The sequence below is a fragment of the Lentilactobacillus parakefiri genome, assembly GCF_002157585.1.
GTDB classification, from domain to species: domain Bacteria; phylum Bacillota; class Bacilli; order Lactobacillales; family Lactobacillaceae; genus Lentilactobacillus; species Lentilactobacillus parakefiri.
Window position 1 is genome coordinate 1 of record NZ_BDGB01000130.1, and the last position, 7,563, is coordinate 7,563.

Here is a 7,563-nt window from a genome sequence, read left to right on the forward strand (position 1 = left end):
TACTAATCGGTCGAGGACTTAACCAAGTAGAAATGGTGTTCAAAGGCAGAAAATTAATATTAGCTAGTTTTGAGAGAACGAAGTTCTTTCAAGGAAAAATAGTGTGGTGGCGATAGCCAGAAGGATACACCTGTTCCCATGCCGAACACAGCAGTTAAGCTTCTGCACGCCAAGAGTAGTTGGGGGATCGCCCCCTGCGAGGGTAGGACGTTGCCACGCGATTATTCCGGCATAGCTCAGTTGGTAGAGCACCTGACTGTTAATCAGGTTGTCGACGGTTCGAGCCCGCCTGCCGGAGCTTTGCCGAAATGCTAACTTAATTGTTAGCATTTTTTGTACAATGGATTTGCCGACTTAGCTCAGTTGGTAGAGCATCGGTATCGTAAACCGAGGGTCACAGGTTCGACTCCTGCAGTCGGCATTATAGTTCACACGCCGAGAGAATATCCACAAACGTTGATTTGTGGATATTCTCTTTTTTTAGTTGTTAAAAAACAATCTTGGTAGAAAAGTGATGTCTGCAGAATGACAAAGGGCCAACTAATGCGTTTTGGCGTCTAAATGGAAAATGAGAAAATTCAAGACCGTTAATTAAGCTTGCTTATTTTTATATATTTTGCGAATTGCAGGAGTCAATGAAATAATGATGGATCGGTTTTGTTGAATGAAGATCCTAAAAAGCGAACCCATCCAAATTGGTATATACGATTTCATTAAGAGTGGTACATAAAACATGTATAACGACTAACACCTACAAATCAGAGGTTACGCGTAAAAAAATAGAAATCGTGGCTTGTGGTATATGCCAAAAAGCGGTATGCTGTATTGGTAAAATATAAATTGTTTGGGAGTGGAAAAAATGAAAAAAGTATTATTGATTTGTGAAAGCGGCATTTCTACCAATTTATTGGCCAGATCAGCTAAACCGTTCGTTGAATTATATAATGCCGATGTTGAACTGATTCCAACCGATATTGATAATGCCAGTGAATACTTGGATGAGGGGGTTCAACTGGTCCTTGTTGCTCCTCAGGCCACCTATCTTGATAAAGAACTCAGTTTATTTGGTGAAGGGATCCCCGTGAAAACAATTCCTGACGAAATTTATGGTTGGGCAAATGGCGAAAAGCTCATTAAATTCATTATGGCGCAATTATCGCCCATCGAGGCTGCCTGATGACGAACGACCAGCTAAACGAAATTTCCATGGACATGCTGAGCTGCTCGGGTAAAGCAAAGAAATTGTTGTCCGAGGCGATAGATCAAATGACGACCCCTGGGCATGATGAAAGTCCAGATGAAAAGCTCATACAAGCCCACCAATTGCTGACTCAGGCCCACCGATGGCAGAATCTGGTGATCAAAGAAGCCAACCAGCTGAATTATTCACTTTTATTTACGCATGCCCAAGATACGCTCATGAATACTGAGACCATTGAGTTTATCATTAAAAAATTGAGACCTGCCCTTAAACATGATTAATCATTTAGTGGGCGTGCTGGGTGGATCAATACCAGCTTATTAAAATCGCCTCTTTCCAGGTTTTCCGTTACTGTATAATCCCGTGTGATTCCCGATATTGTTGAATTAAAATGCAAACTAGCCTATAATAGTTTGTATGATTTATTCTTGTAATGAATTTCAGGAGTAATTTAAAATCGATAATCTAATCTGATTAACTCGTTTCGTTAATAAGATTAGATTTATTTTTTGGAGGGTATCACATGCAACAACAAGATCAAACAGACCAGCAACGTCGCGCAGATGCCTCTTTCTTTGGCCAGCCTCGGGGACTTTCGACACTGTTCTTCACCGAAATGTGGGAACGATTCAGTTACTATGGAATGCGTGCCATTCTTCTGTACTACATGTACTATAGTGTGACTAAAGGTGGTCTGGGGTTTGATAAACCGCTAGCTGCGTCCGTCATGTCAATTTATGGTTCATTGGTGTACTTAACTTCGGTTATCGGTGGCTTCGTGAGTGATCGGATTCTCGGCAGTCGTCGGACTGTGTTCTATGGTGGAATCCTGATTATGTTCGGACACATTGCATTATCATTACCAATGGGCGCTCCAGCATTATTTACCTCAATTGTCCTGATCACGATCGGAACTGGACTCCTGAAACCAAACATTTCTGAAATGGTCGGAGGTCTGTACACAGAGTACGATACACGACGGGATTCTGGATTTACTATTTTCGTATTCGGAATTAATTTAGGATCTTTCATCGCGCCTCTGCTGGTTAGTTGGCTTGGGTTCAACGTTAACTTCCATCTTGGCTTCTCGCTGGCTGCCATTGGGATGTTCTTCGGATTACTTCAATATATCCGTGGCGGTAAAAAACACTTACCAAGTGCCAGTCTTTATCCGAGTGATCCGTTGGAACCTAATGATGCAAAAAAACTGACAATTCGGATTGGCTTAGGAGTGGTTGTCTTTGGCCTCATCTTGTTGCTCATGCAGGTAATGGGATCCCTATCCCTTAGTTCGTTTATTACTTTGCTGAGTATTATCGCTGTTGCCACGCCAATTATTTACTTTGTCGTTATTATTTCCAGTAAAAAGATATCTTCAACCGAACGTTCCAGAGTGGTTGCCTACATTCCATTATTTATTGCGGCGGCAATTTTCTGGGCAATCGAGGAGCAGGGTTCAGTCGTTTTGGCATTGTTTGCAGGAACCCAAACCAATAATAATGTTGGGGGTATTTTCAACATTTCACCGGGTTGGTATCAATCGTTGAACCCACTGTTTATTATGCTCTATACACCGTTCTTTGCTTGGATGTGGATTAAACTTGGCAAAAAGCAACCCAGTTCGCCATCCAAGTTTTCACTGGGGTTGGGCATTGCAGGATTATCTTATCTGTTTATGGTCATTCCCGTAGCCTTATTCGGTGCATCGGCCAAAGTTAGTCCATTATGGCTTCTTGGAAGTTGGGCAATTGTTGAAATTGCAGAATTGTTGATTTCACCAATTGGTCTTTCCGTCACTACCAAGCTGGCACCAAAAGCATTCGAATCTCAGATGATGAGTATGTGGTTCTTAGCCGATTCTGCTGGCCAGGCCGTTAACTCACAAATTGTTAAATACTATACGCCAGATAATGAAATTAATTATTTTATGATTGTTGGCTTAGTCGCAATTGTGGCCGGAATTTTGTTGGCGTTCCTGGTTAAACCAATCAAACGGCTAATGGAAGGTGTCAATTAGATTCAAGCACGCATGAATGTGTTATCCTAATTTGGATAGCACATTTTTATTTTGGGGAGAAATGATGATGGTCAAGATTGCCGTAACCAGCGATAATCACTTGGATTTAAATAAGGTGGCACTGGACGATACAATTAAACAGCAAGCCGACTTTCTTAAGGCGCATTCGGTAGATATCTACCTGATTGCCGGTGACTTATTCAATGACTTTCAGAAGTCGGCCAATTATGTTAAGCAGCTGTCAGCCGCCGTTGATCCCGTTCGCGTCTTTTTCATTGCTGGAAATCACGATATGATAAAAGGGGTCAGCTATGAGGAACTAGAAAAAGGGCGGTCGCCTGGATATCTCAACAATCAATTTTTTGACATTCAAAATACGGATTACCGAATTATTGGCATCAATGGCTGGTACGATTATACTTTTGCGGCCAATGAGAATAAGACGGAAACCGAATTTCACAGATGGAAGATGGCTTACTGGATAGACGGGCTGATTTCACAGCCTATGAGCGATCCTGCTCGTGAGCAGGTAGTCCTTTCAGAATTAACCAAACAGCTCCGAAACGCGCAGTTAGCCGGCAAAAAGGTGATTTTGATGACCCACTTCGTTCCAAATCAATTCTTTATTCACTATACGACTGATTTTCGCTTCTGGAATATGGCTAATGCCATGATGGGCAGCTTGAATTTCCAACATTTAATAGATGACTATCAAGTTGAAATCGTTATTTTTGGTCACATTCATAAGCGACTTCAACCCATTAAAATTAGGGCGACAACGTATTACAATGCGGCTGTCGGCTACCATAATCGTCGGCATAATGAGTGGCAAACCGATACGTTTCTGTCTGAATGGGAAAAGCAGTTGAAAATGTTCGAACTTTTTTGATAATTGCGCTTGACGGAATCACTAAAATTTTGTATTATTATATTCGTTGGTTTGATAGCAACACTCTTTTGGAGGGGTAGCGAAGTCTGGCTAAACGCGGCGGACTGTAAATCCGCTCCTTCGGGTTCGGTGGTTCGAATCCACTCCCCTCCATTTTATTTTTGGGCTATAGCCAAGTGGTAAGGCAACGGGTTTTGATCCCGTGATGCGCTGGTTCGAACCCAGCTAGCCCAATTATTAAACGTCTGTGACGAAAGGAACTCGTCGCAGGCGTTTTTTGTATTTTCAAATATCGACCATTTTGATATTGCAAAATTTCTCATTTTCCGCTATTGTCAATGTTAGAAGAATTGGAATAGTCCGATTGGACAATCAGGAGGTAAGTTATGAAAATTGGTTTTATTGGCGTTGGGTCAATGGCCCAAGCAATTATCCAAGGTTTGCTGAAAGCGGAATTTGTGCCCGCCCAAGACATTTTGGTACATAGTGCCCATCGTGATCATTACGAAAAGTATGCCAGTCAATATGGACTGACTCCACAAGAATCAAATGCGGCGGTCGCCAAGGAAAGTGACCTCGTAGTTCTGGCGGTGGTGCCAGCGATTGCGGCTGATGTGCTGGCTGAAATTCGTGGGGAACTGTCGGTAAAGAAAACTTTAATCTCACTGGTTTCCGGTATTTCCTTGGATCGACTGGAAGAATTGACAGATTATAATCTGCCAATTCTGCGTAGCCTGCCAAATATTAACTCTGAATTTGGCCAAGGGATGACAGCGGTTTGTGCCAATGAGAACTTGAAAGGTGACAGAAAAGCCCAGGCAATCTCAATGTATGCTGCAACTGGTAATGTGGCCGAACTTGAAGAAAGTCAATTTTCCGTTTTCAGCGCGATTTCGGGGAGTGCTGTGGCTTATGTCGACTTCTTTATTGATAGTCTCAGTCGTGCAGGGGTCAAGTATGGCTTCACCAAGCAACAAGCGACCCAGATCGCGGCTCAAACAACCCTCGGTTCCGCACAATCACTGATGGCTTCAAAAAAGTCTCCGGCTGAAATGATTGATAAAGTCAGCTCGCCGGGCGGTGATACCATTGCCGGCATTTTGGCGATGGAAGAAGCTGGATTTTTGCCTGCTGTCATTAAGGGAATCGACGCTACAATTGCCAAATCAACCGGCAGCAATTAGTCAAATTTTGGAGCGGATATGCCAACAGTATTGATTCATGCAACTATCTATACAGGTAAACAAGTGATTGAAGACGGCTATGTCAGGTTTGATCGAACGATCCTCGCCGTTGGGCCTTCATCGACCTTTAAGCAGCATTCTGACGATCAGATCATTGACGCCTCTGAGTGCATCATTATCCCGGGTTTCATTGATGTCCATACTCATGGCGGGTATGGGGCCGATTCCATGAATCCGGATCCTGAAGTCATTAGCCAAATGGTCGATCAAATGGCGTGTGAAGGGGTCACGGGCGTTTTTCTCACGACGATGACGCAAAGTGCGGACCTCATTGCCAAAAGCATGCAGACAATTAAATTGGCGGCTGAGGTCAACCCGCGAATCTTGGGCATTCATCTTGAGGGCCCCTTTATTTCACCTAAATATCATGGTGCCCAGCCAACCGCATTAATTCAAAAGCTCGATGCTGCTAAAATTGTCCAGTGGAATCACCTATCGGGCGGGATGATCAAACTCTTGACCTATGCGCCGGAAATGGGCGTTGATAGAAGCACCATCAGTGATTGCCAAAAACTGGGCATTCAACTTTCGGTCGGCCACTCTGATGCGACCTACCAGCTGCTTAAAGCGGTCAGGCCGCCACACGTCACTCATTTGTTTAATGCCCAGCGGGGGTTCCACCATCGAGAAATTGGTGTCGCGGGGTATGCCATGCTTTCCCAAGCCAAAGTTGAGCTGATTTGTGATGGATTTCATGTCGTGCCTGAAGCAGTCAAAATTGCTTATCAAATGATTGGACCTGATCGATTGGAATTGATCACCGACTCGATGGAAGCTAAGGGAGAGCCGGATGGCATGTATCAACTTGGTGGCCAGCCAGTCAGTGTTCAAGTTGGAAGAGCGACCGGCTCAAATGGTCATTTGGCAGGATCGGTTCTGAAATATTCCGACGCTTTCAAAAACGTTATTCGATTTACCGACTGTTCAATTGTTTCGGCTGTTAAAATGACCTCGACCAATCAAGCTGTGGAATTTAACCTAAAGGGCAAAGGATTCCTTGAGAATGGGTATGACAGTGATCTAAATGTGTTTGACAATCACCTAGACCTTATGGCAACCTATAGTTATGGCAAATTAGTGAATAAAAACTAAGGGAGTTGGTATCAGTGGGTTTACCAATTTATATTCAAATTCATAATGAAATTAAACGAAATATTGAAGCAAATCGGTGGAAAATTGGTGACCGAATTCCCTCTGAGCGTGAGTTGTCGACCGACTTTGGTGTCAGTCGGATGACGCTGCGTCAAGCTATTCAGACTTTGGTTGACGAAGGTATCTTAGAGCGCCGAGTGGGTTCTGGAACCTTTGTGGCCAATCAAAAGGTTCAGGAAAAAATGTCCGGCGTTACTGGGTTTACTGATCTGATGCTGGCTCAAGGAAAAAAGCCATCAAGTAAGACGATTTCTTACCATACGATGGAACCGTCTTTGAGTGAAATGGAAAAATTACATATCACTCAGGATCAAGCCGTTTTGCGGATGGAGCGAATTCGTTACTGCGATGAGATTCCAATTTGTTTTGAGGTTGCCACGGTTCCGGAAAATATTGTTGCGGGTTTGGAAAAGTCGGAGGTCACCAGCTCCCTTTACCGAACACTGGAGCAGAAAAAGAATTTACAAATCGGCAAGGCTCAACAGACGGTGTCAGCGATGCTGGCATCGGAGCGGATTGCGGAGTATCTGAACATCAAACGTGGTGACGCGATTTTGAGGCTTCGCCAGATAACATCGCTTCAGGATGGCAGACCGTTCGAGTACGTTCGCACCCAGTATGTGGGTGATCGATTTGAATTTTATTTGGAAAAAGAGTAGTGGGCGACGAGACCCGTTTAGATGTGGTTTCTAAGGGGGCTTGGATCTAAATCCCGGGTTTGGGGATTTTGATTCAAGCCCCCTTAGAAGTTAGCATCAGGGTCGTCGGAGCCCTCCTCAAACCAGACAAATCCAGCAACACAAAAAATCATTGTTAGACAAAGAGGCTGGGACATAAGTCCCGCCGATAAATAAACTGAGGCGCATTTTCCACTTTCTCTGGAAGATGCGGCTCAGTTTTTCCATCCAACCAAAAATATGAGTTAAATTAGCTATCATTTTGGCCAATTTATTCATATTTGCTGCCATCAAGATAATTCCTAATTCATTATTGACTTGTCTTAATCCACGTACCGATAATCGACGGAAACGCAAATTAGCCTTCAGGTTACCAAAGGCTG

The 7,563-nt window shown here is 43.6% G+C and carries 7 protein-coding genes, 4 tRNA genes, 1 rRNA gene and 1 pseudogene; 12 read left to right on the top strand and 1 reads right to left on the bottom strand.

The genetic code is table 11. The annotated features are described in order from the left end of the window. Positions 1-102 precede the first annotated feature (102 nt). The 12 genes from rrf to LPKJCM_RS11675 all read left to right on the top strand — a co-directional run bounded on the left by rrf (position 103) and on the right by LPKJCM_RS11675 (position 7,162). Positions 103-219, top strand: a 5S ribosomal RNA gene (gene rrf / locus LPKJCM_RS11620). 6 nt (positions 220-225) lie between these two features. Continuing rightward, a tRNA-Asn gene (locus LPKJCM_RS11625) sits at positions 226-298 on the top strand. 50 nt (positions 299-348) lie between these two features. Further along, positions 349-421, top strand: a tRNA-Thr gene (locus LPKJCM_RS11630). 438 nt (positions 422-859) lie between these two features. Continuing rightward, positions 860-1,177: a PTS sugar transporter subunit IIB gene (locus tag LPKJCM_RS11635; protein ID WP_057962996.1), complete on the top strand. Its 318-nt coding sequence runs from the start codon at positions 860-862 to the stop codon at positions 1,175-1,177. Beyond that, positions 1,177-1,482 (top strand): PTS sugar transporter subunit IIA, encoded by a 306-nt coding sequence (locus tag LPKJCM_RS11640; protein ID WP_057962995.1) that lies wholly within the window; start codon positions 1,177-1,179, stop codon positions 1,480-1,482. The genes LPKJCM_RS11635 and LPKJCM_RS11640 overlap by 1 nt, the downstream gene beginning before the upstream one ends. A 242-nt stretch (positions 1,483-1,724) precedes the next feature. Continuing rightward, on the top strand, positions 1,725-3,218 hold the full coding sequence (locus LPKJCM_RS11645; protein WP_057962994.1) for a peptide MFS transporter: 1,494 nt from the start codon (positions 1,725-1,727) through the stop codon (positions 3,216-3,218). A gap of 67 nt (positions 3,219-3,285) precedes the next feature. Further along, a complete protein-coding gene (locus LPKJCM_RS11650) occupies positions 3,286-4,107 on the top strand; it encodes a metallophosphoesterase (protein WP_057962993.1) in 822 nt (273 codons plus the stop codon). A gap of 70 nt (positions 4,108-4,177) precedes the next feature. Further along, positions 4,178-4,260, top strand: a tRNA-Tyr gene (locus LPKJCM_RS11655). A 9-nt stretch (positions 4,261-4,269) separates the two neighbouring features. Further along, a tRNA-Gln gene (locus LPKJCM_RS11660) sits at positions 4,270-4,341 on the top strand. A 152-nt stretch (positions 4,342-4,493) separates the two neighbouring features. After that, positions 4,494-5,291, top strand: coding sequence for a pyrroline-5-carboxylate reductase (gene proC / locus LPKJCM_RS11665; RefSeq protein WP_057962992.1), 798 nt, complete (start codon positions 4,494-4,496; stop codon positions 5,289-5,291). Between the two features lie 18 nt (positions 5,292-5,309). After that, positions 5,310-6,443 carry an N-acetylglucosamine-6-phosphate deacetylase gene (gene nagA / locus LPKJCM_RS11670; protein WP_057962991.1) on the top strand — a complete coding sequence of 378 codons (1,134 nt, stop codon included), beginning with the start codon at positions 5,310-5,312 and terminating at the stop codon, positions 6,441-6,443. 14 nt (positions 6,444-6,457) lie between these two features. Further along, positions 6,458-7,162 (top strand): GntR family transcriptional regulator, encoded by a 705-nt coding sequence (locus LPKJCM_RS11675; protein ID WP_057962990.1) that lies wholly within the window; start codon positions 6,458-6,460, stop codon positions 7,160-7,162. A gap of 117 nt (positions 7,163-7,279) precedes the next feature. Here the strand turns inward: LPKJCM_RS11675 and LPKJCM_RS11680 are convergent. After that, a pseudogene (locus LPKJCM_RS11680) lies at positions 7,280-7,563 on the bottom strand (hypothetical protein); the annotation flags it as partial.